Annotated in this window: 20 protein-coding genes; 14 read left to right on the top strand and 6 right to left on the bottom strand. The window is 73.1% G+C overall.

Annotation, left to right across the window (positions count from 1 at the left end; genetic code table 11):
* Positions 1-49 precede the first annotated feature (49 nt).
* Genes ACFRAC_RS08520 through ACFRAC_RS08530 form a run of 3 tightly spaced genes read left to right on the top strand, consistent with a single transcriptional unit; the run spans position 50 to position 2,804 of the window.
* The gene (locus ACFRAC_RS08520; protein ID WP_382922444.1) at positions 50-808 is read left to right on the top strand and encodes a DUF5819 family protein; all 759 of its coding nucleotides are present in this window, start codon (positions 50-52) and stop codon (positions 806-808) included.
* Positions 805-2,031 carry an HTTM domain-containing protein gene (locus ACFRAC_RS08525; RefSeq protein WP_382922446.1) on the top strand — a complete coding sequence of 409 codons (1,227 nt, stop codon included), beginning with the start codon at positions 805-807 and terminating at the stop codon, positions 2,029-2,031. Before ACFRAC_RS08520 ends, ACFRAC_RS08525 begins: the two co-directional genes overlap by 4 nt.
* Entirely contained in the window at positions 2,028-2,804 is a 777-nt protein-coding gene (locus tag ACFRAC_RS08530; protein ID WP_382922448.1) for a TrmH family RNA methyltransferase, read from the top strand. The genes ACFRAC_RS08525 and ACFRAC_RS08530 overlap by 4 nt, the downstream gene beginning before the upstream one ends.
* Here ACFRAC_RS08530 and paaN read toward each other — a convergent pair.
* Positions 2,789-4,495 carry a phenylacetic acid degradation protein PaaN gene (gene paaN, locus ACFRAC_RS08535; RefSeq protein ID WP_382922450.1) on the bottom strand — a complete coding sequence of 569 codons (1,707 nt, stop codon included), beginning with the start codon at positions 4,493-4,495 and terminating at the stop codon, positions 2,789-2,791. The genes ACFRAC_RS08530 and paaN overlap by 16 nt on opposite strands.
* A gap of 160 nt (positions 4,496-4,655) precedes the next feature.
* On the opposite strand from paaN, the gene ACFRAC_RS08540 reads away from it, so the two are divergent.
* The gene (locus ACFRAC_RS08540; protein ID WP_382922452.1) at positions 4,656-6,182 is read left to right on the top strand and encodes a 3-hydroxyacyl-CoA dehydrogenase; all 1,527 of its coding nucleotides are present in this window, start codon (positions 4,656-4,658) and stop codon (positions 6,180-6,182) included.
* Between the two features lie 19 nt (positions 6,183-6,201).
* On the top strand, positions 6,202-6,792 hold the full coding sequence (locus tag ACFRAC_RS08545) for a TetR/AcrR family transcriptional regulator (protein ID WP_382922454.1): 591 nt from the start codon (positions 6,202-6,204) through the stop codon (positions 6,790-6,792).
* A 27-nt stretch (positions 6,793-6,819) separates the two neighbouring features.
* Here ACFRAC_RS08545 and ACFRAC_RS08550 read toward each other — a convergent pair whose 3' ends face one another.
* Entirely contained in the window at positions 6,820-7,305 is a 486-nt protein-coding gene (locus tag ACFRAC_RS08550; RefSeq protein ID WP_361351616.1) for an Lrp/AsnC family transcriptional regulator, read from the bottom strand.
* Positions 7,306-7,495: 190 nt separating this feature from the next.
* Here ACFRAC_RS08550 and pdhA point away from each other — a divergent pair, with 190 nt between their 5' ends.
* From pdhA to ACFRAC_RS08580, 6 genes are all read left to right on the top strand, one after another.
* Complete coding sequence (gene pdhA / locus ACFRAC_RS08555) at positions 7,496-8,641, top strand: pyruvate dehydrogenase (acetyl-transferring) E1 component subunit alpha (protein ID WP_382922456.1); 1,146 nt, start codon at positions 7,496-7,498, stop codon at positions 8,639-8,641.
* Positions 8,638-9,642 carry an alpha-ketoacid dehydrogenase subunit beta gene (locus tag ACFRAC_RS08560; RefSeq protein WP_382922458.1) on the top strand — a complete coding sequence of 335 codons (1,005 nt, stop codon included), beginning with the start codon at positions 8,638-8,640 and terminating at the stop codon, positions 9,640-9,642. The genes pdhA and ACFRAC_RS08560 overlap by 4 nt, the downstream gene beginning before the upstream one ends.
* Positions 9,642-11,045 (top strand): dihydrolipoamide acetyltransferase family protein, encoded by a 1,404-nt coding sequence (locus ACFRAC_RS08565; RefSeq protein WP_382922460.1) that lies wholly within the window; start codon positions 9,642-9,644, stop codon positions 11,043-11,045. Before ACFRAC_RS08560 ends, ACFRAC_RS08565 begins: the two co-directional genes overlap by 1 nt.
* Positions 11,046-11,111: 66 nt before the next feature.
* A complete protein-coding gene (locus tag ACFRAC_RS08570) occupies positions 11,112-12,041 on the top strand; it encodes an NTP transferase domain-containing protein (RefSeq protein WP_382922462.1) in 930 nt (309 codons plus the stop codon).
* A complete protein-coding gene (locus tag ACFRAC_RS08575; RefSeq protein WP_382922464.1) occupies positions 12,038-13,423 on the top strand; it encodes a molybdopterin molybdotransferase MoeA in 1,386 nt (461 codons plus the stop codon). The genes ACFRAC_RS08570 and ACFRAC_RS08575 overlap by 4 nt, the downstream gene beginning before the upstream one ends.
* Positions 13,420-14,517: a potassium channel family protein gene (locus tag ACFRAC_RS08580; RefSeq protein WP_382922466.1), complete on the top strand. Its 1,098-nt coding sequence runs from the start codon at positions 13,420-13,422 to the stop codon at positions 14,515-14,517. The genes ACFRAC_RS08575 and ACFRAC_RS08580 overlap by 4 nt, the downstream gene beginning before the upstream one ends.
* Positions 14,518-14,531: 14 nt before the next feature.
* Here ACFRAC_RS08580 and ACFRAC_RS08585 read toward each other — a convergent pair whose 3' ends face one another.
* Together ACFRAC_RS08585 and ACFRAC_RS08590 are read right to left on the bottom strand one after the other, a co-directional pair.
* On the bottom strand, positions 14,532-15,380 hold the full coding sequence (locus tag ACFRAC_RS08585; RefSeq protein WP_382922468.1) for an ABC transporter permease: 849 nt from the start codon (positions 15,378-15,380) through the stop codon (positions 14,532-14,534).
* A complete protein-coding gene (locus ACFRAC_RS08590; RefSeq protein ID WP_382922470.1) occupies positions 15,377-16,384 on the bottom strand; it encodes an ATP-binding cassette domain-containing protein in 1,008 nt (335 codons plus the stop codon). Before ACFRAC_RS08590 ends, ACFRAC_RS08585 begins: the two co-directional genes overlap by 4 nt.
* A gap of 170 nt (positions 16,385-16,554) precedes the next feature.
* Between ACFRAC_RS08590 and ACFRAC_RS08595 the strand changes: the two genes are divergently transcribed.
* A complete protein-coding gene (locus ACFRAC_RS08595) occupies positions 16,555-17,535 on the top strand; it encodes an NAD(P)H-quinone oxidoreductase (protein WP_382922472.1) in 981 nt (326 codons plus the stop codon).
* A 96-nt stretch (positions 17,536-17,631) separates the two neighbouring features.
* Here ACFRAC_RS08595 and ACFRAC_RS08600 read toward each other — a convergent pair whose 3' ends face one another.
* Positions 17,632-18,393 (bottom strand): hypothetical protein, encoded by a 762-nt coding sequence (locus ACFRAC_RS08600; protein ID WP_382922474.1) that lies wholly within the window; start codon positions 18,391-18,393, stop codon positions 17,632-17,634.
* A 231-nt stretch (positions 18,394-18,624) separates the two neighbouring features.
* Here ACFRAC_RS08600 and ACFRAC_RS08605 point away from each other — a divergent pair, with 231 nt between their 5' ends.
* A complete protein-coding gene (locus ACFRAC_RS08605; RefSeq protein ID WP_382922476.1) occupies positions 18,625-19,164 on the top strand; it encodes a bacterial proteasome activator family protein in 540 nt (179 codons plus the stop codon).
* Between the two features lie 68 nt (positions 19,165-19,232).
* Here ACFRAC_RS08605 and ACFRAC_RS08610 read toward each other — a convergent pair whose 3' ends face one another.
* A complete protein-coding gene (locus ACFRAC_RS08610; RefSeq protein WP_382922478.1) occupies positions 19,233-20,876 on the bottom strand; it encodes a protein kinase in 1,644 nt (547 codons plus the stop codon).
* A 351-nt stretch (positions 20,877-21,227) separates the two neighbouring features.
* Here ACFRAC_RS08610 and ACFRAC_RS08615 point away from each other — a divergent pair, with 351 nt between their 5' ends.
* On the top strand, positions 21,228-22,784 hold the full coding sequence (locus ACFRAC_RS08615; RefSeq protein WP_382922481.1) for a protein kinase: 1,557 nt from the start codon (positions 21,228-21,230) through the stop codon (positions 22,782-22,784).
* Positions 22,785-23,133 lie beyond the last annotated feature (349 nt).

A 23,133-nucleotide genomic window follows, 5' to 3' on the forward strand; every position in this document is an offset into this window, starting at 1 on the left:
CCCGTGCGACACCTGGGAAAGACGGACCGGAATCGGGAAACGGGGCAGGATGGACGCGCACGAGGCAGGCTCGGCCGTGTGGCACGGGCCCGGCGGGGAGCCGCACGACGCTCCGGCCGCCGACGTGCCCCCGCTCGCCCCGGAGCCGGAAGCGGAACCCCGTGCGGGGGTGGCGGCCCTCTCCCTGCGGTACCAGATCGCCGCGGCTCTCGCCCTCGCGGTCGTGGCCATCACCGTCTGCGTCCACACCGGCATGGTCTTCCTGCACGTCGCGCCCTCGAACACGGTCACCAAGCAGCACGGCCAGGCGATAGACGACTGGATATATCCGGAGTTCGAGCAGAACTGGAAGCTCTTCGCGCCCAACCCGCTCCAGCAGAACATCGCCGTCCAGGCCCGCGCCGCCGTGGCGACCGCCGACGGCCGGATCCGCACCACCCGCTGGTACGACCTGTCGGCCGAGGACGGCCGGTCCATCGACGGCAATCCGCTGCCCAGCCACACCCAGCAGAACGCGCTGCGCCGGGCCTGGGACTTCTTCGTCGCCACGCACGACGCCCAGAACCGCCCGGTGGGCCTGCGCGGAGCGCTCTCCGAGTCGTATCTGCGGCGGACGGTCGAGCTGCGGCTGGACCGGGAGGGCGCGGCCGGCGAGGGCGGCGTCGTGGAACGCGTCCAGGTGCGCTCCCGCACCACCAATGTGCGCCCCCCGAAGTGGAGCGACGAGCGCGTCTCCGACCGCCCCGCCTACCGCGTCCTGCCCTGGTGGCGGATCCCGGAGACGCGTGAGCGGGAGGACGCCCGGTGAACCGCGTCGCCCTCGCGGTCTCCGCCGCCATCGCCCGGATGACCGAGTCCGCCCTCGGCCCGTACCAGACGGCCGTGATCCGTATCGGGTTCACGGCGACCTGGCTGCTGTTCCTGCTGCGGGAGATCCCGCACCGTCAGGAGCTGTACGGGCCGGACGGCCCCTGGGACTTCGACCTCGCCCAGCAGCTGGTCGGGACGAACGGGGCGTTCACCGCCCTGATGTGGTCGGGGAGCCAGGTCTGGTTCGAGACCGTCTACGCCTTCGCCGTGCTGGCGTCGGTGCTGCTCCTGCTGGGCTGGCGCACCCGCACGATGTCCGTGCTGTTCATGGTCGGGGTGCTGTCGCTGCAGAACCGCTCGGTCTTCGTGGGCGACGGCGGCGACAACGTGCTGCACCTGATGTGCGTCTACCTGGTCTTCACGCGTTGCGGCCAGGTCTGGTCGCTGGACGCGCGCCGGGTCCGGCGCGCCGGTGAGGCACGCGCGCGGGGGGAGCGTGTCGGCCCCGACCAGGTGGGCCCGGCACTGTGGGCGGTGCTCGGTCTGGCGCTGGGCGCGGTCACCGCCGTGGGCCGGCTGGACGGGGACCCGACGATCCCGGTGATCCTGTGGACGGTGTGGCTCGGCACGGCCCTGTGGTGGGCGGTGGACCGCCGGGCGCGCACCGACCAGCCCCGCATCCTGCTCGACGTCGTCGGCAACATCGCGCACAACGGCGCCCTGCTCGTGATCATGGCGGAGGCGTGCCTGATCTACGCGACCGCCGGCTGGTACAAGATCCAGGGCTCCCGCTGGCAGGACGGCACGGCCGTCTACTACCCGCTGCACCTCGACTACTTCTCGCCCTGGCCGGCCCTCGCCGAGCTGCTGTCCGCCAGCGGCACGATGGTCCTGCTCATCACCTACGGCACGGTCCTCGTCCAGGTCGCCTTCCCGTTCACCCTGTTCCACCGGAGGGTGAAGAACGTCCTGCTCGCCGCGATGATGACCGAGCACGCCGTGATCGCGGTCGTCCTCGGGCTGCCGTTCTTCTCGCTGGCGATGATCGCGGCGGACGCGGTGTTCCTGCCGACGCCGTTCCTGCGCCGGGTCGGCGACGGGGCGGTCCGCGCCCGGGCCCGGCTGGGGCGGGCGGTGCGGCGCCGCGACGGCGGGGCGCGGGTACCGGAGCCGCGCACCCCGGAGGACCCGGAGCCGGCGCACGTAGGCTTCACGGCATGACCGACCCCGCCACCGGTGCCGTGCGCGTCTGGCACCGCCTCTCCGGCACGTCCGTCCTGCTCGACGGCTTCCACGCCCTCAAGCACGCCGTGCGCTTCGGCGCCGAGATCCCGGTGGCGGTGGCCGTCGACCGCAAGGCCGCGCTCGCCCTCGCCGAGGAGCTGGCCCCGGACGTGCGGGACGCCCTGGACGCGCGGCTGACCGAGGTGACGGAGGCGGAGTACGCCTCGCTCGTGCCGCGCCCGCACCCCACCGCGGTCGCCGCGCTGGCCGTACGCCCGTCCCGCGAGGCCAACCTGGCGAGGCTGGCGCGGCCCGGGCGCACCGCCCCGGTCGTGGTCCTCGACGATCCACGCCACCTCGGCAACGCGGGCGCCGTGATCCGGCTGGCCGCCGGGTTCGGCGCGACCGGTGTGGTCACCACCGGCACCCTGGACCCCTGGCACCCGACGGTCGTGCGCGGCGGGGCGGGCCTGCACTTCGCCACGGCCGTGGAACGGCTGGCCGTGGCGGAGCTGCCGCCGGGCCCGTTGTTCGCGCTGGACCCCGAGGGCGACGACATCCGGGGTGTGGAGATCCCGGACGGCGCCGTCCTCGCGTTCGGGTCCGAGCGCGTCGGTCTGTCGGCCGGGCTGCGCGCGCGGGCCGACCGGTCGGTGGCGCTGCCGATGCGCCCCCAGGTCTCCAGTTACAACCTGGCCACCAGTGTGGCGATGACCCTGTACCACTGGAGTCTGACCCGGGGCGCCCTCCCGGCTCAGGACAGGCCCTGAGCCTCGCGGCGCACCTCGACGACACGGAAGCGGTGGGCGACGAACGCGCCGTCGCACAGCGCCGCGTTGGCGGCCGGGTTGCCGCCGGAGCCGTGGAAGTCGGAGAACGCGGCCGTCTGGTTGACGTACACGCCGCCCGTGAGGTTCAGAGACAGCTGCGCCGCCTCCTCGAAGCACACCTCCTGCACGGCCTGCTCGACCTCCTCGTCGGTGGTGTACGCCCCGACGGTCATCGCGCCCTTCTCGCGCACCGTGCGCCGCAGCAGCTCCACCGCGTCGGCCGCCGAGTCGACGGCGACGGCGAACGACACCGGCCCGAAGCACTCGCTCATGTAGGCGGCCTCGTCGTCGGGCTTGGCGCCGTCGAGCTTCACGAGGACCGGGGTGCGCACGACCGCGCCCGGGAACTCCGGGTGGGCGATCTCCCGTGAGGCGAGGGCGACTTCGCCGAGACCGGGGGCGGCCTCCAGCCGGGCCTTCACGTCCGGGTTGACCAGGGCGCCGAGGAGCGCGTTGGCGCGGGTGTCGTCGCCGAGGAGGCCGTCGACCGCGCGCGCGAGGTCGGCGACGACCTCGTCGTAGGTCTTGGGGCCCTGGTCGGTGCGGATGCCGTCACGCGGGATGAGCAGGTTCTGCGGGGTGGTGCACATCTGGCCGCTGTACAGGGACAGCGAGAACGCCAGGTTGGACAGCATCCCCTTGTAGTCGTCGGTGGAGTCCACGACGACCGTGTTGACGCCGGCCTTCTCCGTGTAGACCTGCGCCTGGCGGGCGTTGGCCTCCAGCCAGTCGCCGAACTCGGTGGAGCCGGTGTAGTCGATGATCCGGATCTCGGGGCGGGTCGCCAGGGCCTTGGCGATGCCCTCGCCGGGGCGCTCGGCGGCCAGCGCCACCAGGTCGGCGTCGAAGCCGGCCTCGGTGAGCACCTGCCGGGCGACCTGGACGGTGAGCGCGAGCGGCAGCACCGCGCGCGGGTGGGGCTTGACCAGGACGGCGTTGCCGGTGGCGAGGGAGGCGAACAGGCCCGGGTAGCCGTTCCACGTCGGGAAGGTGTTGCAGCCGATGACCAGGGCGATGCCGCGCGGGACGGGCGTGAACCGCTTGTTCAGCGCCAGCGGATCCCGCTTGCCCTGGGGCTTGGTCCACTCGGCGTTGTCGGGGGTGCGGACCTGCTCGACATACGCGTAGGCCACCGCCTCCAGGCCGCGGTCCTGCGCGTGGGGGCCGCCCGCCTGGAGCGCCATCATGAACGCCTGGCCGGAGGTGTGCATGACCGCGTGGGCGAACTCGTGCGTCCGGTCGCTGATCCGCTTGAGGATCTCCATACAGACCACCGCGCGCGTCTCGGCGCCCGCGTCCCGCCACCGCCGCATGCCCGAGCGCATGGCCGGCAGCAGCTCGTCGAGGTCCGCGTGCGGGTACTCCACGCCCAGCTCGATGCCGTACGGGGAGACCTCGCCGCCGACCCAGCCGTCCGTGCCCGGCTGGCCGAGGTCGAGGCGGCTGCCGAGGAGGGCGTCGAAGGCGGCCTTGCCCGCCGCCGCGTCCAGGCTGCCGTTCTCCCCGTAGGCCTTGGGGTGCTCCGGGTGCGGGGACCAGTAGGCGCGGGTACGGATCGCCTCCAGGGCCTGGTCGAGAGTGGGCCGGTGCTTGGCGATCAGCTCGTGGGCGGTGAGTTCGGCGGTGGCCATGCGGGACCAACTCCTCGTTTCCTGAGCTCTCCGTCGAGCTCATGACCTGGGCAGAAACATGGGCAGGAACAGGCGGTCAGAGTTAGAGTAACCGAACGATCGGTCGGTTCAAGGGGGTCCGCCGCATCTGTGGAAAACCCCGTGCGGGAGGATCGCGCCCATGACAGCAATCGACCTCAGCAGCCCCGTGGCCGTCGTCGGCACCGGCACCATGGGCCAGGGCATCGCCCAGGTCGCACTGCTCGCGGGGCATCCCGTACGGCTGTACGACGCCGCTCCCGGAAGGGCGCGGGCCGCCGCCGACGCCATCGTCGCCCGGCTGGACCGGCTCGTGGAGAAGGAGCGGCTGACCGGCGCCGACCGCGACGCGGCACGGGACCGGCTGCTGCCCGCCGAAGCGCTCGGCGACCTCGCCGACTGCGCCCTGGTCGTCGAGGCCGTCCTGGAGCGCCTCGACGTCAAGCAGGAGCTGTTCCGCGAGCTGGAGGGCATCGTCGGCGAGGACTGCCTGCTCGCCACCAACACCTCGTCCCTGTCGGTGACGGCCATCGGCGGCGCGCTGGACCGTCCGGGCCGGTTCGTCGGCCTGCACTTCTTCAACCCCGCCCCGCTGCTGCCCCTGGTCGAGGTCGTCTCCGGGTTCGCCACCGACGTCACGTCGGCCACGAGCGCGTACGAGACGGCCCGCGCGTGGGGCAAGACGCCGGTCGCCTGCGCCGACACCCCCGGCTTCATCGTCAACCGCATCGCGCGGCCCTTCTACGCCGAGGCGTTCGCGGTCCACGAGGCGCAGGGCGCCGACCCCGCCACCATCGACGCGGTGCTGCGCGAGTGCGGCGGTTTCAAGATGGGCGCGTTCGAGTTGACCGACCTGATCGGGCAGGACGTCAACGAGTCCGTGACGCACTCGGTGTGGCAGTCCTTCTTCCAGGACGTGCGCTTCACGCCCTCGCTCGCCCAGCGGCGCCTGGTCGAGGCCGGCCGGCTCGGCCGCAAGACCGGGCACGGCTGGTACGACTACTCCGACGGGAGCGGCGCCGCCGAGCGGCCCGAGCCGCACACCGCCGAGCCCGGCCGCACCCCCGCGTACGTCGTCGCCGAGGGCGGCCTCGGCCCCGCCTCCGAGCTGCTGGCGCTGATCCGCGAGGCCGGCATCCCGGTGCGCGAGGAGGACGAGGACCACGGCACCCGCCTGGTGCTGCCGAGCGGCGGCCAGCTCGCGCTCGCCGACGGGCAGACCTCGGTGGAGTTCCGCGACGTCGTGTACTTCGATCTCGCCCTCGACTACCGGCGGGCCACCCGGATCGCGCTGTCCGCCTCCCAGGACACCTCGCCGCAGACCCTCGTCGAGGCGACCGGGCTCTTCCAGGCGCTCGGCAAGGACGTCAGCGTCATCGGCGACGTCCCCGGCATGATCGTCGCCCGTACCGTGGCGCGGATCGTCGACCTGGCCCACGACGCCGTCGCCAAGGGCGTCGCCACCGAGGAGGACATCGACACCGCGATGCGCCTGGGCGTCAACTACCCCCTCGGCCCCTTCGAGTGGAGCCGCAGGCTGGGGCGCAACTGGGCCTACGCCCTCCTCGACGACCTGCACCTGCGCGATCCGTCGGGCCGCTACGCGCCGTCCCTCGCGCTGTACCGCCACGCCTACGCCTCCGACAAGCGCCAGGGCGGCTCCTCATGACCCGGGAGGGCAGCACCCCATGACCACTGCCAAGCGCGACACGTACACGCCGGAGACCCTGCTCTCCGTCGCCGTCCAGGTCTTCAACGAGCGGGGCTACGACGGCACCTCCATGGAGCACCTGTCCAAGGCGGCCGGCATCTCCAAGTCCTCGATCTACCACCATGTGTCCGGAAAGGAGGAGCTGCTGCAGCGTGCCGTCAGCCGGGCCCTGGACGGCCTGTTCGGCATCCTCGACGAGGAGCACGCGCGCACGGGGCACGCCGCCGACCGGCTGGAGTACGTCGTACGGCGCATGGTCGAGGTGCTGATGACCGAGCTGCCGTACGTGACGCTGCTGCTGCGGGTGCGGGGCAACACGGACACCGAGCGGTGGGCGCTGGAGCGGCGCCGCGACTTCGACCACCGGGTCGCCGCGCTGCTGAAGGCGGCCGCCGCGGACGGCGAGGTGCGCGCCGACGTGGAGGTGCGCCTGGCCACCCGGCTCGTCTTCGGCATGATCAACTCGATCGTCGAGTGGTACCGGCCGGACGGCCGCGGCACGAGCGAGCGCGAGGTCGCCGAGACGGTGGTCCGCCTGGTCTTCGACGGGCTGCGCAAGGCCGGCTGACCGTCCGCCGGGCCGTCCGCGCGCGGGTCAGCCCTGGGGCTCCAGGTCCTCCTCCTCGAAGACCAGCAGGGTGCGGGTGCTGAGCACCTGGGGGATCGCCTGGAGCCGGGTGAGGACGAGCTCGCGCAGGGCCCTGTTGTCCGGGGTGTGCACGAGGAGCAGGACGTCGAAGTCGCCGCCCACCAGGGCGATGTGGGAGGCGCCGGGGAGCCGGCGCAGTTCCTCGCGGACCGTGCGCCAGGAGTTCTGGACGATCTTCAGGGTGATGTAGGCCGAGGTGCCGTGGCCCGCCCGTTCGTGGTCGACGCGGGCGCTGAAGCCGCGGATGACGCCGTCCTCGACGAGACGGTTGATGCGTGCGTAGGCGTTGGCCCGGGAGACGTGCACCCGCTCGGCGACCGACCGGATCGAGGCACGGCCGTCCGCCTGGAGCATCTGGAGGATGTCCTGATCTATGGCGTCCAGCGGACGGGCGGGCGGCCGGAGAGGGCCGTCCCCGTCCCCTTCGGCCATTTGTTCAGAGTCCATGTCCCCCCACCCTCCTCGCGTGGACGTCCTGCGTTCATTGGAGGCTGTGGAGAACCGTTTGTCCACAGCCTGGGGGTGCCTGTAGCCAAAATGTGCCGACGACCGAACAATCGGTAGGTGAGGCGCGTCACGGACGCCGCGCCTCCCGTAGCCGCTCCCACGAGGAGGTGCCGTCATGACGGTCATGGAGCAGCGAGGCGCGTACCGGCCATCGCCGCCGCCCGCCTGGCAGCCCCGCATGGACCCCGCGCCCCTGCTGCCCGACGCGGAGCCCCACCGCGTTCTCGGCACCGAGGCGGCCGCGGAGGCCGACCCGGACCTGCTGCGCCGGCTGTACGCCGAGCTGGTGCGCGGCCGCCGGTACAACGCGCAGGCGACCGCGCTCACCAAGCAGGGCCGTCTCGCGGTCTACCCGTCCAGCACCGGCCAGGAGGCCTGCGAGGTCGCCGCCGCGCTGGCCCTCGAGGAGCGCGACTGGCTCTTCCCGAGCTACCGCGACACCCTGGCCGCCGTCGCGCGCGGTGTGGACCCGGTCGAGGCGCTGACACTGCTCCGCGGCGACTGGCACACCGGCTACGACCCCTACGAGCACCGCGTGGCCCCCCTGTGCACGCCGCTCGCCACCCAGCTCCCGCACGCCGTCGGCCTCGCGCACGCCGCCCGTGTCAAGGGCGACGACGTGGTCGCTCTCGCCATGGTCGGCGACGGCGGCACCAGCGAGGGCGACTTCCACGAGGCGCTGAACTTCGCGGCCGTCTGGCAGGCGCCGGTCGTCTTCCTCGTCCAGAACAACGGCTTCGCGATCTCCGTCCCCCTCGCCAAGCAGACCGCGGCACCGTCGCTGGCCCACAAGGCCGTCGGCTACGGCATGCCCGGCCGCCTGGTCGACGGCAACGACGCGGTCGCCGTGCACGAGGTGCTCCGCGAGGCCGTGCGCCGCGCCCGCGAGGGCGGCGGCCCCACGCTGATCGAGGCGATCACCTATCGGATCGACGCCCACACCAACGCCGACGACGCCACCCGCTACCGCGGCGACGCCGAGGTGGACGCCTGGCGCGACCACGACCCCATCGCGCTCCTGGAGCACGAGCTGACCGGGCGCGGCCTGCTCGACGACGCCGGCCGGCAGGCCGCCCGGGACGCCGCCGAGGCCATGGCCGCCGACCTGCGCGAGCGCATGAACCAGGACGCGGCGCTCGACCCGGCGGACCTGTTCGCCCAGGTGTACGCCGAGCCCACCCCGCAACTGCGGGAGCAGCAGGCGCAGTTGCAGGCCGAGCTCGACGCCGAGCACGACTCCCACGGGGGTGCCCACCGATGACGACCGTCGCCGTCAAGCCGGCCACCATGGCGCAGGCCCTCACGCGCGCGATGCGCGACGCCATGGCCGCCGACCCGTCCGTGCACGTCATGGGCGAGGACGTCGGCACCCTCGGCGGCGTCTTCCGCGTCACCGACGGACTCGCCGCCGAGTTCGGCGAGGACCGCTGCACGGACACCCCGCTGGCCGAGGCGGGCATCCTCGGCACGGCGGTCGGCATGGCCATGTACGGCCTGCGTCCGGTCGTGGAGATGCAGTTCGACGCCTTCGCCTACCCCGCGTTCGAGCAGCTCGTCTCGCACGTGGCGAAGATGCGCAACCGCACCCGCGGCAGGATGCCCCTCCCCCTGACGATCCGCATCCCCTACGGCGGCGGCATCGGCGGCGTCGAGCACCACAGCGACGCGTCCGAGGCGTACTACATGGCGACCCCGGGGCTCCATGTCGTCACCCCCGCGACCGTCGCCGACGCCTACGGCCTGCTGCGCGCCTCCATCGCCTCCGACGACCCGGTCGTCTTCCTGGAGCCCAAGCGGCTCTACTGGTCGAAGGCCGACTGGAACCCGGAGGAACCGCAGTCCGTCGAGCCCATCGGCCGCGCGGTGGTGCGGCGCTCCGGCCGCAGTGCCACGCTCATCACGTACGGCCCGTCCGTGCCGGTCTGCCTCGAAGCCGCGGAGGCGGCCCGCGAGGAGGGCTGGGACCTGGAGGTCGTCGACCTGCGCTCGCTGGTGCCGTTCGACGACGAGACGGTCGCCGCCTCGGTCCGGCGGACCGGACGTGCGGTCGTCGTGCACGAGTCGGGCGGGTTCGGTGGCCCGGGAGGGGAGATCGCGGCCCGCGTCACGGAGCGCTGCTTCCACCACCTGGAGGCGCCGGTGCTGCGCGTGGCCGGGTTCGACATCCCCTACCCGCCGCCGATGCTGGAGCGGCACCACCTGCCCGGCGTGGACCGCATCCTGGACGCCGTCGGGCGTCTGCAGTGGGAGGCCGAGAGCTGATGGCACAGGTGCTGGAGTTCAAGCTCCCCGACCTCGGGGAGGGGCTCACCGAGGCGGAGATCGTGCGCTGGCTGGTCCAGGTCGGCGACGTCGTCGCGGTCGACCAGCCGGTCGTCGAGGTCGAGACGGCCAAGGCGATGGTCGAGGTCCCCTGCCCCTACGGCGGTGTCGTCACCGCCCGCTACGGCGAGGAGGGCACCGAACTGCCCGTCGGCGCACCGCTGCTGACGGTCGCCGTCGGCGCGCCGTCCCTGGGCGGGGAGCCCGAGGGCTCGGGCAACGTGCTGGTGGGCTACGGCACCTCCGAGGCGCCCGCGCGCCGCCGCCGCGTACGGTCGGCGACCCCGCCGGCGCCGGCCCGGGACAGCGCGGCGAACGGCGCCCCGCGCGCGGGCACCCCGTCCGCCGAGCGCGTGGCGCGGCCCGTCGGCACCGCCGCCGGCCACGGCACGGGCACCCCGGCGGCCGGTGAGCCGGTCCGCCACGAGGGCCCCGTGCCGGTGATCTCCCCCCTCGTGCGCCGTCTCGCCCGGGAGAACGGCCTGGACCTGAGGGAGCTCCACGGCTCCGGCCCCGACGGGCTCATCCTGCGGGCCGACGTCGAGTACGCCCTGCGGGCCGCCGAGTCCCGCCGCGGCGCGCAGCCCGCCGCGTCCGCCGCCCGCGAGGCGTCGGCGCCCGCGCAGAGCCCCATCCGTTCCTCGGCGCCCGCCGCCGGTGTCCGTGTTCCCCTCAAGGGCGTGCGCGGTGCCGTCGCCGACAAGCTCTCCCGCAGCCGGCGCGAGATCCCGGACGCCACCTGCTGGGTGGACGCCGACGCGACGGAGCTGATGCGGGCGCGCGCGGCGATGAACGCCGTGGGCGGGCCGAAGATCTCCCTGCTCGCCCTGCTGGCCCGGATCTGCACGGCCGCCCTCACCCGGTTCCCCGAGCTGAACTCCACGGTCGACCTGGAAGCCAGGGAGGTCATCCAGCTGGAGCAGGTGAACCTGGGCTTCGCCGCGCAGACCGAGCGGGGCCTCGTCGTCCCGGTCGTCCGCGACGCCCACGCGCGGGACGCGGAGTCGCTGACCGCCGAGTTCGCCCGGCTGACCGAGGCGGCCCGCGCGGGCACCCTCACCCCGGCCGAACTGACCGGCGGCACCTTCACGCTGAACAACTACGGCGTGTTCGGCGTCGACGGCTCCACGCCGATCCTCAACCACCCGGAAGCCGCGATGCTCGGCGTCGGCCGCATCATCCCCAAGCCGTGGGTGCACGCAGGGGAGCTGGCGGTGCGTCAGGTCGTCGAGCTCTCGCTGACCTTCGACCACCGGGTCTGCGACGGCGGTACGGCGGGCGGCTTCCTGCGCCATGTGGCGGACTGCGTCGAGAACCCGGCGGTGCTGCTGCGCACCCTGTGACGCACCCGTCGGGACGGGCCGCCCCCGCGCGTTCCCTGTGATCGCCGGGGCACGCATACTCGGGGGGTGACCCCGTACGAACCCACGCCCCCGCCGGGCGCCGTCCCCGCCGCGTACGACGCCGTCGTGCTCGCCGGCGGCGCGGCGCGACGGCTGGGGGGCGTGGACAAGCCCGCGGTGCGGGTGGGCGGCCGGGCCCTGCTCGACCGGGTCCTCGGCGCCTGCGCCGACGCGCGGGAGACCGTCGTCGTCGCCGGCCCGCGTCCCACCGCCCGTCCGGTGCGCTGGGCGCGGGAGGACCCGCCCGGCGGCGGCCCGGTCGCCGCCCTGGACGCCGGGCTCCGGCACACCACCGCCGACGTGGTCGTCGTCCTCTCCGCCGATCTGCCGTTCCTCCACGAGGACACGGTCCGCACCCTGCTGGCCGCCCTGAGCGGTGCCCCGGACACGGCCGGTGCGCTGCTCACCGACGCCGGCGGCCGCGACCAGCCGCTCGTCGCCGCCTACCGCGTCCCGGCACTGCGCCGTGAACTGGCCGCGCTCACCCGGGAACACGGCGCTCTGACCGGGCTGCCCCTGCGCCGGCTGACCGGCGCCCTCGACCTCACCCGCGTCCCCGACCCCGTCGCGTCCTTCGACTGCGACACCTGGGACGACATCGCCACCGCCAGGGCACGCATCAGGGAGCATGGGCACGTGTTGGATGAATGGATTTCCGCAGCCAAGGACGAACTGGGCATCGACCTCGACGTCGACATCAAGGTCCTGCTGGACCTCGCCCGGGACGCGGCCCACGGTGTCGCGCGGCCCGCGGCACCCCTGACCACCTTCCTCGTCGGCTACGCGGCGGGCCGGGCCGGGGGAGGCCCCGAAGCCGTCGCCGAGGCGTCCCGCAAGGCCGCCGCCCTCGCCCAGCGCTGGGCGGACGAGGCCGCCGCCGCCAAGACCGACGCGGCCCCCGACGCCACCCCCGACACCCGCCCGGACGCCGGATGACCGCCGGTGGCACGCGTGCGGGTGAGGACGCCGAGGACCTTGACATCGAGGAGGCGCTCGCCCTCGTGAACCAAGGCCACGGCCCGTCCGCGCACGGCGACTCCGTGCCCGCCCCCGCCTCGCGCCCCCTCGGCCTCGGGCAGCCCGGCCGGCACAAGGAGGACGGCCACCACCGGGCCATGCCCTGGCCCGACGCCCGCGAGGTCGCCGCCCGGGCGGCGCGCGCGGCGGTGAAGGCCGCGCGCCGCGCCCCCGTCTCGGTGCCCCTGGACGCCGCCCTCGGCCTCACCCTGGCCGCCCCGCTCACCGCGCTGACCGACCTGCCCTCCTTCGACACCTCCGCGATGGACGGATGGGCGATCGCCGGGCCCGGCCCCTGGGCGGTGCGGGAGGAGGGCGTCCTGGCCGGGCACGCCGAGGCCGCCGCGCTGACCGACGGGGAGGCCGTGCGGATCGCGACCGGCGCCCGTATCCCGCCGGACACCACCGCCGTGCTGCGCTCCGAGCACGGGACCACGGACGCCAAGGGCCGGTTGCACGCCGGCCGGGACATCGAGCACGGCCAGGACATCCGCCCGCGCGGCCAGGAGTGCCGTAACGGCGACCATCTGCTCGCGACCGGCACCATCGTGACCCCGGCCGTGCTCGGCCTGGCCGCGGCCGCCGGATACGACACCCTCACGGCCGTGCCCCGCCCCCGGGTGGAAGTCCTCGTCCTCGGCGACGAGTTGCTCACCGAGGGGTTGCCCCACGACGGCCTGATCCGTGATGCCCTCGGCCCGATGCTGCCGCCGTGGCTGCGCGCCCTCGGGGCTGAGATCCTCGCCGTGCGCCGGCTCGGCGACTCCGCCAAGGCCCTGCACAAGGCGCTCACCGCCTCCCGCGCCGACCTCGTCGTCACCACGGGCGGCACGGCCGCCGGCCCCGTCGACCATGTCCACCCCACGCTGGAGCGCATGGGGGCCGAACTGCTGGTGGACGGCGTCCAGGTGCGCCCCGGCCACCCCATGCTGCTGGCCCGCCTCAAGGAGGGCCAGCACCTCGTCGGCCTGCCCGGCAATCCCCTGGCCGCCGTGTCGGGGCTGCTCACGCTCGCCGAGCCGCTGCTGCGGACGCTCGCGGCACGTCCCGCGCCGGAGTCCTACACGCTCCCGCTGAAGGCAACCGTGCACGGGCATCCGCACGACACGCGGCTGGTGCCGGTCGTCCTGCGCGGCGACCACGCCGTGCCGCTGCATTACCACGGTCCGGCGATGCTGCGGGGCATGGCGGCTGCCGATGCCCTGGCCGTCGTACCGCCGGGCGGTGCCCGGGCCGGCCAGGAGACCGCACTGCTGGATCTGCCCTGGGCAGCCGCCGGTATCGAGGTGTGTTTCACGTGAAACTTCCGGGTCAGGACGCGATCGCCCGTCAGGCGGACGAGCGGATCGTGACCTATCGGGTCACGCTCCCGAAGAAGATCGTGGAGCACCCCTTCCGGCAGGTCGCCAAGCGGGTGTCGCTGGCCCTCGGCCTGCTCGTGCTCACGGCTCTGATCGTCTACGCCGACCACGGGGGCTACAACGACAGCTCCGACGGCTCGGTCGACCTTCTCGACGCCTTCTACTACTCGACCGTCACGCTGTCGACCACCGGGTACGGGGACATCACCCCGGTCAGCGACGCCGCCCGGTTCACCAACATCTTCGTCATCACGCCCATGCGCGTGCTGTTCCTGATCATCCTGGTCGGCACCACGCTCGAGGTCCTGACCGAACGGACCCGCGAGGAATGGCGCCTGAACCGCTGGAGGTCCACCTTGCGCGACCACACCGTCGTCGTCGGCTTCGGCACCAAGGGCCGTTCGGCGATCCAGACCGTCTGTGCGACGGGGCTGCCGAAGGACCAGGTCGTCGTGGTCGACCCCAGCTCCAAGGTGATCGAGGCGGCCGTCGCCGAGGGGTACGCCGGTGTCACCGGGGACGCGACGCGCAGCGAGGTCCTGAAGCGGGCCGAGGTGCACAAGGCACGGAAGATCATCATCGCGACCCAGCGTGACGACACGGCCGTGCTGGTGACCCTCACGGCCCGGCAGCTCAACCGGGGCGCGAAGATCGTGGCCGCGGTCCGCGAGGAGGAGAACGCGCCGCTGCTCAAGCAGTCCGGGGCGGACGCCGTCATCACCAGCGCCAGCGCGGCCGGACGGCTGCTCGGCCTGTCGGTGCTCAGTCCCGCGGCCGGCATGGTGCTGGAGGACCTGATCCACCAGGGCACCGGGCTCGACATCATCGAACGGCCGGTCATAAAGGCCGAGGTGGGCAAGAAGCCCCGGGAGCTGGACGACCTGGTGATCAGCGTCCTGCGCGGGCACCGGGTGCTCGGCTACGACGACCCGGACGTGGGCACCCTGGAGCTGACGGACCGGCTCATCACCATCGTGCGGATGACGCCGGGCGCGCAGGTCGCACCCGACGTCCGGCGTCTGCCCCAGGACTGACGCCCCGCCCGGGTCTACTTGCGGTTGTACAGCCGCATCGTGACCGGCCCGAAGACCAGCACGAACAGGCAGGTCCAGCCCAGCGACCAGGCGACGTCGGCCGCCGGCCAGTCGCCCGCCATCAGCCCGCGCACCGCCGTGGCCAGATGCGTGATCGGGCTGTTGTTGACGAACGCCTGGAGCCAGCCCGGCATGGTCCTCGGGTCGACGAAGACATTGGACAGGAAGGTCAGCGGGAAGATCACCATCATGCTGACGCCCATCACCGACTTCTCGGAGCGCAGCAGCAGACCGAACATCGTCCAGATCCACGAGAACGCGAAGGAGAAGGCGACCAGCAGCGCGATGCCCGCGATGACGCCGCCCGCCCCGCCGTCCGGCCGGAAGCCGAGGATCACGCCGACGGTGAGCATCACGACGGACGCGATGGTGTAGCGCAGGGCGTCGCCCAGCAGATAGCCGACCATCGTCGACGGGCGCCAGATCGGCAGCGTCCGGAACCGGTCGAAGACGCCCTTCTCGATGTCGGTGTTCACCGAGACACCGGTGTACATGGTGATCATCACGACCGACATCACCAGGATGCCCGGCAGCAGGAACTGGATGTACGCCGTCGGGGACCCGGCCAGGGCACCCCCGAACAAGTACGTGTACATCAGCACCAGCATGATCGGGAACGCGGTGACGTCGAAGAGCTGCTCGGGCACGTGCTTGATCTTCAGGATGGCCCGCCAGCCGAACGTCATCGACGCCGACCAGGCGCTGGGCCGCGGCGGCCGCTCCTTGGCGATCAGCAGCGCGGCGAGCGATTCGGCGCTGACGGGGGCGAGCTCCCTGCCCTCGGTCTGTGTCACGGTGCTCATGCCGTCACCTCGTCCTGGTCGCGCTCGGTCTTGTGGGTGTCGTGTCCGGTCAGGGCGAGGAACACCTCGTCCAGGCTGGGCTGACCCAGCGAGAAGTTGTCGACGGTGATGCCGCCGCGGGCCAGCTCGGCGAGCGCGCGGCCGGCCTGCTCCGCCGCGCCCTGCCCGTTGCCCGCACCCCCGACGCGGGCGGTGAGGGCCACGGGGTCGGGCTCGGACTGCACCTCGGCGTCCAGGGCCAGCCGCAGGATGCGCGCGGCCTCCGGTCGCTGCGCCGGGTCGCGCAGCCGCAGATGGACGGTGCCGGCGCCGACGGACGCCTTCAGTTCGCCCTTGGTGCCCTCCGCGATCACCCGGCCCTGGTCGATCACGGCGATCCGGGACGCCAGCTGGTCGGCCTCGTCCAGATACTGCGTGGTCAGCAGGACGGTGGTGCCCTGGGTGACGACCGCGCGGACGATGTCCCACACCTGGTTGCGGCTGCGCGGGTCGAGGCCGGTCGTCGGCTCGTCGAGGAAGAGCAGGTCGGGGGTGTTGAGGATCGACGCGGCGATGTCGATGCGGCGGCGCATGCCACCGGAGTAGTTCTTGACCTGCTTGCCCGCCGCGTCCGTCAGCCCGAAGGCCTCCAGCAGCTGTGCCGCGCGCTCGCGTGCGGCCGGCTTGCGGTGGCCGAGGAGACGGCCCAGCAGGACCAGGTTCTCCGTGCCGGTCAGGTCCTCGTCGACGGAGGCGTACTGGCCGGTGAGGCTGACCCGGCCGCGGACCGCGTCGGCCTCGCGCACCACGTCGTGCCCGAAGACGTGGGCCTCGCCGCCGTCCGGGCGCAGCAGGGTGGCGAGCATCTTCACCGTGGTCGTCTTGCCGGCGCCGTTCGGTCCGAGGACGCCGTAGACCGTGCCGGCCGGAACCGCGAGGTCCACGCCGTCGACGGCCCGTGTCTCACCGAACGTCTTCACCAGGCCCGCGGTCTCGATGGCGAGACCGTTCGTCTGCGTGCTCATGCTGTCGGGGTCCTTCCGGAGGGTCCTTCCGCGCTCTTGGGCTACGCATGGGGAGACTTTTGCGGTCCCGCAAACTCATCGGTGACGCACAGGATTTTCACGGGGAGCGGTGCGGCGCACGGGACGGCCGGCGGCCGCGGACGCGGGCACCGGGGAGTAGCGTCCGTGACATGCATGCGATCACGATTGAGGAACCGGGCGGGCCCGAGGTGCTGGTGTGGGACGAGGTCCCCGACCCCGTGCCGGGCGAGGGCGAAGTGCTGGTCGAGGTGGCGGCGGGCGCCGTCAACCGGGCCGACCTCCTGCAGCGGCAGGGCTTCTACGACCCGCCACCCGGCTCCTCCCCGTACCCCGGTCTGGAGTGCTCCGGCCGGATCGCCGCGCTCGGTCCCGGCGTCTCCGGCTGGGCCGTCGGCGACGAGGTCTGCGCCCTGCTCGCGGGCGGCGGATACGCCGAGAAGGTCGCCGTGCCGGCCGGACAGCTGCTGCCGGTCCCGGAGGGCGTGAGCCTCACGGAGGCCGCGGCGCTGCCCGAGGTGGTGTGCACGGTCTGGTCGAACGTCTTCATGGTCGCCCATCTGCGTCCCGGGGAGACGCTGCTCGTGCACGGCGGGTCCAGCGGCATCGGCACCATGGCGATCCAGCTCGCCAAGGCGGTCGGCGCGAGGGTCGCGGTCACGGCGGGCAGCAAGGAGAAGCTGGAGCGGTGCGCGGAGCTGGGCGCCGACATCCTGATCAACTACCGGGAGCAGGACTTCGTCGAGGAGATCAGGGAGACCACGGCCGGCGCCGGGGCCGACGTCATCCTCGACAACATGGGCGCCAAGTACCTCGATCGCAACGTCCGCGCGCTCGCCGTCAACGGCCGACTGGCGATCATCGGGTTGCAGGGCGGCGCGAGGGGCGAGCTCAACATCGGCGCCCTGCTGGCCAAGCGCGCCGCGATCAGCGCGACCTCGCTGCGCGCCCGCCCGCTGGAGGAGAAGGCGGCGATCGTCGCGGCGGTGCGCGAGCACGTGTGGCCGCTGCTGAAGGCCGCCCACGTCCGTCCGGTCGTCGACCGTGAGATCCCGATGAACGAAGCCGCCGAGGCGCACCGGGTGGTCGAGGAGAGCGGGCACATCGGCAAGGTGCTGCTGGTCGTCCCCTAGCGACCGGACAGGGACGCTCCCCAGGGGGTGTCCGACCAGTCCCGCCTGCCTCGCGGCGTCAGGCACCGGAGGCAGGCGGGACTGTGCGGACACGGCCTAGCCGCGGCGCAGGCGCAGCCCGACGAAGGCCAGGCCCAGACCGAGCCCGACGAGCACCAGGCCGGTGCCGAGGGGCAGGACCTGCAGGACGGGCTCCGCCCGCTCCCGGGTGCCGGCGCCCCGCGTGTCGTCCGCCGCCCGGCCGGACGGCTGCGCGGTGGCGTCGGCGGCGGCCGTGTCCTCGTCGCCGGGTACGGTCGCGGTTGCTTCCTCCTCGGCCGGCGGTTCCGTGGCGTCCTGGTCGCCGGCCGGGTGCACCGACGCCTCGGACTCCTCCAGGGGCGCCTGCTGCCGTCCCGGCCGCTCGCGGCCCTCTCCTGGCCGGCTCCCGGCCCGGGACGGTTCGCCGGAGGGCTTCGTCCGGCCGGCGGCGGGTCCGTGGGCGCTGGCGCTGGGCGACGGCTCCCGCCGCCCGGAGTGCCAGGACTCCCGCACCTCCTCCCGGTCACGGGCCTCCTCCCGGTCACGGGCCTCCTCCCGGTCACGGGCCTCCTCGCGTCCGCCCTGCCTGTGGTGCTCCCGGTGCTCCCCGTGCCGCGAAGGCGCGGCGGAGGTGGCCTCGGAGGGGGCAGGGTCCGAGGACGGCCCGGCCCCCGGGACCTCCGGCCCGTCGGCCGGCGGGTCCGTCGACGGCGAGCCCCGGAAGCCGGCCGTGAGGCCCTGAGCGGCACGCGCCGCCTCGGCGCCGTGGGCCACGCCGGTGCCACCGCCCGCGACCAGTCCCATGACCAGCACACCCAGCAGCCCGGTCGTGCGCATGACCCCCATTGCTCCCACTGCCCTCACCACCCAAGAGTCCGCGGCACCCCGAGCCAGAACCCGCCCCCGAGGGACAAGCCTCACAGGACCCGGCGCACCCGGCATTCCGGGCGCCGCCACCCGGCCGACCCGCCCTGGTGGCGGCGCGCGATCCCCGGTGCCGGAACGGTGTAGTGCCCCTCGTGGGGGGCACTACGGTGATGAGCTGTACGGGTGCGAGAGAATGGCGGCATGGAGATGCCGAGGAACGACAGGCAACCCGAGAACCCCCAGATCCTGGTCGTGGGCCAGGACGGGATGGCGCTCGGTGGCGGCGGCGGGGACGACGGCCCCCGCGAGATCCCGGTGACGGAGCAGGTGGAGCAGCCCGCGAAGGTCATGCGCATCGGCAGCATGATCAAGCAGCTGCTCGAAGAGGTGCGCGCCGCTCCCCTCGACGAGGCGAGCCGGGCCCGGCTGAAAGAGATCCACGCCAGCTCGGTGAAGGAACTGGAGGACGGCCTGGCCCCCGAGCTCGTCGAGGAGCTGGAGCGGCTGTCACTGCCGTTCACGGACGAGGGGACACCGTCCGACGCGGAACTGCGCATCGCGCAGGCCCAGTTGGTCGGCTGGCTGGAGGGCCTCTTCCACGGCATCCAGACCACCCTGTTCGCCCAGCAGATGGCGGCGCGCGCCCAGCTGGAGCAGATGCGCCGCGCCCTCCCGCCGGGAGTCGGCGGCGACGACGGCGACCACCCGCAGGCCGGCCGGACGGGCGGTCCGTACCTGTAGGGATGTCCTGAACCACGGACGACGAGGGCCCGGCGGCCGATGCCGCCGGGCCCTTCCGCGCAGGTTGGTCACTCCGGATTGCCGGTGGACACCTTGAACTTCATCACCGGGGGGTCGTCCGGGTCGAAGTCCTTGCGCACCTTGGGGTCCTGCTCCATGACGGTGCCCTGGCCGTACGTGTTCTCGTCGGTGTCGATCTTCTCGTACTTCCAGCCGGCGGCCTTGAGGCACTCCTCGACCGACGGCCAGTACCGGAAGGTCAGGTCCGGCATCGTCACCTTGTCGGGGTCGAGGTAGGCCTCACGCGGCTCGGTGCACTCGCTGGTCTCGACGGTCCGCGAGGTGTCGCCCTGCCGCCAGCCCGGCGCCTTGGAGATCTCGGTGGTCTCGGTCGAACCGCCGCCTCCCTTGCCCTCGTCGCCCCCGCCGCGGTTCATCGACAGCGCGGCGATCAGACCGCCCACGGCGACCAGCGACACGACGATCGAGCCGATGATCACCGGCCGGTTGCTCTTGCCGCCGCCCGGCGCGCCCTGTCCCTGCGGCGCGATCGTGTACGGCGGAGGCGTCGCGTGGCCGGGCTGCGGGGCGTAGGAGGCGGGCGCCGGCGTCGTGAAGCCGGACTGCTGCGGATAGCCGTACGCCGGGGCCGGGCCGGACGGCGGCGGGGTGCCGGGGACGCCGTACGGGGACGGCTGCGGGGTCGGCTGGTAGGGCGTCCGGACCGGGCCGCTGCTCGGCGGCGCCTGGCCGACCGGCGGGAACACGGAGGCGCCGACGCCCTGGCCGCTCTGCGTCTGCGCGCCCGGCACGATGCTCGGCGGCGCCGCATGGAAGGACTGCGCGATGCGCAGGCACTCGTCGCGCATGGCCTCGGCGCTGGGGAAGCGTTCGTTCGGGTTCTTCTTCAGCGCGCGGGCCACCAGCGCGTCCACCGCCGGGGGCAGCGAGCGGTTGATCGAGGACGGGGCGACCGGCTCCTCCTGCACGTGCGCGTACGCGATGGCCAGCGGCGAGTCCGCGTCGAACGGCAGCCGTCCGGTGACGAGCTGGAAGAGCATGATGCCGACCGAGTACAGGTCGGAGCGGGCGTCCACGCCCCGGCCGAGGGCCTGCTCCGGCGAGAGGTACTGCGGGGTGCCGACCACCATGCCGGTCTGTGTCATCGACGTCACGCCGGACTGCATGGCGCGCGCGATGCCGAAGTCCATGACCTTGACGACGCCGCGCTTGTTCAGCATCACGTTGCCCGGCTTGATGTCGCGGTGGACCAGGCCCATCTCGTGGCTGATCTCCAGGGCGGCGAGCACATCCGCGGTGATCTTCAGCGCCTGGTCGGCGGGCATCGCCCCGGCCTGCCGCACGGCCTCGTCGAAGACGGAGCTGAGCGGCAGGCCCTCGATGTACTCCATGACGATGTACGGCGTCGTCATGCCGTCCATCTCGTCCTCGCCGGTGTCGAAGACGGAGACGATGTTGGTGTGCGTGAGCTTGGCCACTGCCTGGGCCTCGCGGCGGAACCGCTCGCGGAACGCCGGCTCGCGGCCCAGCTCGGTGTGGAGCGTCTTGACCGCGACCTGGCGGTCGAGCACGGAGTCGTAGGCGAGGTGGACGGAGGCCATGCCGCCCTGGCCGAGCAGGTCGCGCAACTGGTAGCGGCCCCCGGCCAGCGCCCGCCCCGCGTGCGCGTTCTGTGCGCCGTCCTGGCTCATGTTCTGCGTCCCCCGTGCCCCTTGGGCGCCTGCGGCTGTCCGGGATCCGCTGACCCCGGTTGATCCAATGTGCTATTCCCGGCCAAGTCTGCCCCACGGCACCGACAGGTCAAGCGAGGTGCCCGTTCCGTGACCGTACGCGAAGGCGGCGTCGCGGAAGCGTTACAGGGGTCGTACCGTCGGTGCACACAATTTGCACGTGGGGGCCGGGTGAAGGTTTCATGACCGGTCCGTCTTCGTCGGATCGGGGCAGCCGTCCCGGACCGGCGGCTTGCGCCGAGGCTGTAGCGTGGCCGACGGAGACCGTAACAACACCGCGCGCACCGCGGGCAGAAACGACGGCGAGGACCGATGGCACAGCAGCAGCGCGCTCAGGGCCCGTCCGACCCCGAGGCGGCTGGCGGCGGTATGTCAGACGCGCCGGAGATGTGGGGTAACGGCGGGTTGGTCGGGGACGGCCGTTACCGGCTGACCCACAGACTCGGCCGGGGCGGTATGGCCGAGGTGTTCGCGGCCGAGGACGTCCGGCTGGGACGCACGGTGGCGGTCAAGCTGCTGCGCTCCGACCTCGCCGAGGACCCGGTGTCCAAGGCCCGCTTCACGCGCGAGGCCCAGTCCGTGGCCGGCCTCAACCACCACGCGATCGTCGCCGTGTACGACTCCGGCGAGGACGTCGTCGGCGGCCACTCCGTGCCGTACATCGTCATGGAGATCGTCGAGGGCCGCACCATCCGCGACCTCCTGATCAACGCCGAGGCGCCCGGACCCGAGCAGGCGCTCATCATCGTCTCCGGCGTCCTGGAGGCCCTGGCCTACTCGCACCAGCACGGCATCGTGCACCGCGACATCAAGCCCGCCAACGTCATCATCACCCACAACGGCGCCGTGAAGGTGATGGACTTCGGCATCGCGCGCGCCCTGCACGGCGCGCAGTCCACGATGACGCAGACCGGCATGGTCATGGGCACCCCGCAGTACCTGTCGCCCGAGCAGGCGCTCGGCAAGGCGGTCGACCACCGCTCCGACCTGTACGCGACCGGCTGCCTGCTGTACGAGCTGCTCGCGCTGCGTCCGCCGTTCACCGGCGAGACCCCGCTGTCGGTGGTCTACCAGCACGTCCAGGACATCCCGACCCCGCCGTCCGAGGCGTCCGACGCCGCGCCGCCGGAGCTCGACGGCCTCGTCATGCGCTCGCTCGCCAAGGAGCCGGACGACCGGTTCCAGACGGCCGAGGAGATGCGCGGCCTCGTCCAGTACGCGCTCCAGATGCTGTACGACCAGGGCGGCCACACCGGCACCTGGAACACCGGCCCGGTGACGACGACGCACGAGGGCCGGCACACCCCGGCCGGCGGCTTCGCGCAGACGGCCGTCATGGGCCACCCGGGAGACCCCGCCTCCGGTACGACGCAGATCCCGCAGCCGATCCTGCCCGGTGGCTACCGCGGCGGGGACGACGGCGGCTTCGAGGGGCACGGCAACAAGGGCAGCGGCCGCGGCAAGCTGTGGATCCTCGCCGTCCTCGCGGTGATCGCGATCGCGGCCGGTGTCGCGCTGGCCGTCAACAACGGCAAGGGTGGCGACGGCGACAAGACGCCGACCAAGCCGACCGTGACGCAGAGCGAGGACCGGGACAAGCCGTCCGAGGAGCCCACGGACGCGGCGACCGAGGACCAGACCGGCGGCGTCGACGAGGGCGGCACGGACACGGGCGGCGACTCGGACTGGTCGCCGACCCAGGAGCCGACGCAGGAGCCGACGCAGAAGCCGACGCAGGAGCCGACCCAGGACCCGACGACGCAGCAGCCGACGCAGGACCCGACGGAGGACCCGACCGAGGACCCGACGGAGGACCCGACGGTGGCCCCCACGACCCCGATCACCCCGCCGGAGGGCGCCACGGGCTGACCTCCGGCTCCCCGCTCCACCCGCGCGCGTGCGCCCCGAAACGGGCTCACGCGCGCTTTTCACACCCCTGAGCTGCGCTTTGTCGCTCCCCGTGGCCGCAGGGCACGGAACGTGACACGACGACCCTTCCCGTGACCTGGCTCACCGATATAACGTGCCGTTGTTCCGGCCCCCTGCAAGGCTGTGACCAGGGCTGTTCCCGACTTTGGCGATTTACTTGGATTTCCAAGCAAAATCCCAGGTCAGGAGGGGTTTCACAGAATTGTGGAGCACTGGGTAACGTGCCTTTTGCAGGGTGCTCGCCGGGGCACCTGTCACGCCTGTCCCCAACGAGCCGCACCCACCCCGT

It is taken from the genome of Streptomyces sp. NPDC056628 (genome assembly GCF_042792555.1).
Classification (GTDB): Bacteria; Actinomycetota; Actinomycetes; order Streptomycetales; family Streptomycetaceae; genus Streptomyces.

What these genes read in the sequence shown, in the direction of transcription:
- ACFRAC_RS08575 (WP_382922464.1), top strand. Translation starts at nt 12,038, where the DNA reads ATGACCGCCGGTGGCACGCGTGCGGGTGAGGACGCCGAGGACCTTGAC.
- ACFRAC_RS08565 (WP_382922460.1), top strand. Translation starts at nt 9,642, where the DNA reads ATGGCACAGGTGCTGGAGTTCAAGCTCCCCGACCTCGGGGAGGGGCTC.
- ACFRAC_RS08560 (WP_382922458.1), top strand. Translation starts at nt 8,638, where the DNA reads ATGACGACCGTCGCCGTCAAGCCGGCCACCATGGCGCAGGCCCTCACG.
- ACFRAC_RS08530 (WP_382922448.1), top strand. Translation starts at nt 2,028, where the DNA reads ATGACCGACCCCGCCACCGGTGCCGTGCGCGTCTGGCACCGCCTCTCC.
- paaN (WP_382922450.1), bottom strand. Translation starts at nt 4,495, where the DNA reads ATGGCCACCGCCGAACTCACCGCCCACGAGCTGATCGCCAAGCACCGG.
- ACFRAC_RS08590 (WP_382922470.1), bottom strand. Translation starts at nt 16,384, where the DNA reads ATGAGCACGCAGACGAACGGTCTCGCCATCGAGACCGCGGGCCTGGTG.
- ACFRAC_RS08585 (WP_382922468.1), bottom strand. Translation starts at nt 15,380, where the DNA reads ATGAGCACCGTGACACAGACCGAGGGCAGGGAGCTCGCCCCCGTCAGC.
- ACFRAC_RS08600 (WP_382922474.1), bottom strand. Translation starts at nt 18,393, where the DNA reads ATGCGCACGACCGGGCTGCTGGGTGTGCTGGTCATGGGACTGGTCGCG.
- ACFRAC_RS08610 (WP_382922478.1), bottom strand. Translation starts at nt 20,876, where the DNA reads ATGAGCCAGGACGGCGCACAGAACGCGCACGCGGGGCGGGCGCTGGCC.
- ACFRAC_RS08595 (WP_382922472.1), top strand. Translation starts at nt 16,555, where the DNA reads ATGCATGCGATCACGATTGAGGAACCGGGCGGGCCCGAGGTGCTGGTG.
- ACFRAC_RS08540 (WP_382922452.1), top strand. Translation starts at nt 4,656, where the DNA reads ATGACAGCAATCGACCTCAGCAGCCCCGTGGCCGTCGTCGGCACCGGC.
- ACFRAC_RS08615 (WP_382922481.1), top strand. Translation starts at nt 21,228, where the DNA reads ATGGCACAGCAGCAGCGCGCTCAGGGCCCGTCCGACCCCGAGGCGGCT.
- ACFRAC_RS08520 (WP_382922444.1), top strand. Translation starts at nt 50, where the DNA reads ATGGACGCGCACGAGGCAGGCTCGGCCGTGTGGCACGGGCCCGGCGGG.
- pdhA (WP_382922456.1), top strand. Translation starts at nt 7,496, where the DNA reads ATGACGGTCATGGAGCAGCGAGGCGCGTACCGGCCATCGCCGCCGCCC.
- ACFRAC_RS08550 (WP_361351616.1), bottom strand. Translation starts at nt 7,305, where the DNA reads ATGGCCGAAGGGGACGGGGACGGCCCTCTCCGGCCGCCCGCCCGTCCG.
- ACFRAC_RS08545 (WP_382922454.1), top strand. Translation starts at nt 6,202, where the DNA reads ATGACCACTGCCAAGCGCGACACGTACACGCCGGAGACCCTGCTCTCC.
- ACFRAC_RS08605 (WP_382922476.1), top strand. Translation starts at nt 18,625, where the DNA reads ATGGAGATGCCGAGGAACGACAGGCAACCCGAGAACCCCCAGATCCTG.